The 1971-nt window shown below is 71.0% G+C and carries 2 protein-coding genes; both read right to left on the minus strand.

Annotated features, from left to right (window positions below):
* Window positions 1-381, minus strand: a 381-nt coding sequence (locus tag HUX53_RS03755; protein ID WP_176401769.1) for a thioesterase family protein, incomplete at its 3' end; no start/stop codon positions are given.
* A 43-nt stretch (window positions 382-424) separates the two neighbouring features.
* Window positions 425-1971 (minus strand): LCP family protein (locus tag HUX53_RS03760; protein ID WP_176401770.1); only part of this gene is annotated, 1547 nt, incomplete at its 5' end.

Below are 1971 nucleotides of genomic sequence, written 5' to 3' on the forward strand. Positions count from 1 at the left end.
GGGCGGTGGGGTGGGGGCGTGGACCACTGGTTCCAGGTGGGACGGGGCCGCCAGGATTCGCCACGCGGTGGCGCGGACGATCGTCCGGCCCTCGTGGGTGATCTCGCCCGCCAGGTACGCGACCCTCTTGCCGGGGCGGACGACCCGGACGTCCACCTGTAGCTCGGCGACGGGGACGGGGCTCAGGATTTCGATCGTTACCCGGGCGATGCGCGTGCCGGGGGCGGGCTCGTGGCGCTCGAAGGCGCGTCCGATCAGGGCCGACACCGGGCCGCCGTGCTGGAAGCCGGGTGACCAGGGGCCCGCCGTGGCGGTGGTGCTGGCGAACCGGCCGTCGCCCAGCGGTTCGTAGTATGCCCCGGCGGGCGCGTCCTCGCTCATGCGGCTCCTCCCACGTCCTAGAACGTCACTCTAGAAGACGCGGTCACGCGCAGAGCTTCGACGTGGCCGTGCCCGTCTGGATCGCCGGGGACGAGGACGGCGACGCGCTCGGGGTCACCTTCACCTTCTTCACGCCGTCCCAGTTCGCGCCCACCATGACCTGCACGCGCGAGCCCAGGGACGACACCTTCTTCAGCTTGGCGTTCGGTATCGCGGCGGCCAGCGTCTTCGCCGAGTCCTCCCGGCCGGGGCCGTACTGGATCTGCGTCGTCTGCAGGCCGCGCCGCGCCACGCCCGGCGCGACGGTCACCTTGAAGCCGAGCCCCCGCAGCTGCCCGCCCGCCTTGGTGGCGAGGCCGCGCGTGCCGATCGCGTTCAGCACGCGGACGGAGATGTCGTCCGGCGGCACCGTCAGCGCGTCCTCGGGCTTCTCCGTCGGTGAGGCGCTCGGCTTCGCCGACGGCTCGACGAGCGGCTGGTCGCGCCTGATCCGGGTGAACAGGTCCTGCGCCTCGCCCTGGTCCCACTGGACGGTCGACTGCGGCGTCGGCGCGTTCCACAGGACGGCGTTGTAGTCGGGGTTGGCCAGCGGCACGTTCGCGAACGTGAGGTCGTCGGTCGACAGGTCCTTCATCTGGTCGGCGAGCTTCGGCAGGTTGTCCGCCAGCTTCGAGTCGACGCGCAGCGACTTCAGTGCCGCGTTCAGGAACTTCGTCGACTTCACCGGGTCGCTGAGCGTCTTCGTCGACAGCGCCTGCTTCATCATCGCGGCCATGAACTGCTGCTGCCGGTCGATGCGGCCGAGGTCGCTGCCGCCGGTCAGCGTGTAGCGGGCGCGTGCGAACGCGAGCGCCTTCAGGCCGTCCACATGGGACTTGCCGGCGGGCAGTTTGAGGCCGCTCTTCGGGTCGTTGACGGCCTGCTCGGTGCACACGTCCACGCCGCCGAGCGCGTCCACCATGTGTACGAACCCGTAGAAGTTCACCTCGACGTAGTGGTCGATGGACACGCCCGTCGCCTGCTTGATCGTGCTGACGGTGAGGTCGGGCCCGCCGAACTGGTACGCCCAGGTCAGCTTGCCCGGACGGGCCGGAACCCGCGTCCCCTTGGCGCCCTCCGAGCCGTTCGACTTGTGCGAGGGGATCGTGACGTAGGAGTCGCGCGGCAGGCTCACCACGGACACGCTGTCGTGGTCGCGGGACACGTGCACCAGCAGCATCGTGTCCGACCGCTCCCCGGCGTCGTGCCCGAGCTTCGCCGCCTTCTGCTGCGCCTTCGTCAGCCCCTCGCGCCGGTCGACGCCCGCGACGAGGATCGTCATCGCGCCCTTCGGCGCGTCCTTGCCCTTGCCGAGCCCGTTCACCGACACCTTGTCGATCATGCCGGTGACGTAGTTCTGGAACGCCCACGCGCCGCCCGAGGTGAGCAGCACGAACGCCGACATCGTCCCGGTCAGGGTGAGGAAGCGCTTCTGCCGCCGGGCGCTCAGCCCGCGCGCGGCGCTGAGCTGCCGGCCGGGGCGGCGCGGGCCGCGCGGGCCGTCTCCTATAACCCTCTCCGAGCCCACGCGACGGGCTCCCATCGCGTATG

This window comes from Actinomadura sp. BRA 177 (assembly GCF_013372625.1).
Lineage (GTDB): Bacteria > Actinomycetota > Actinomycetes > Streptosporangiales > Streptosporangiaceae > Spirillospora.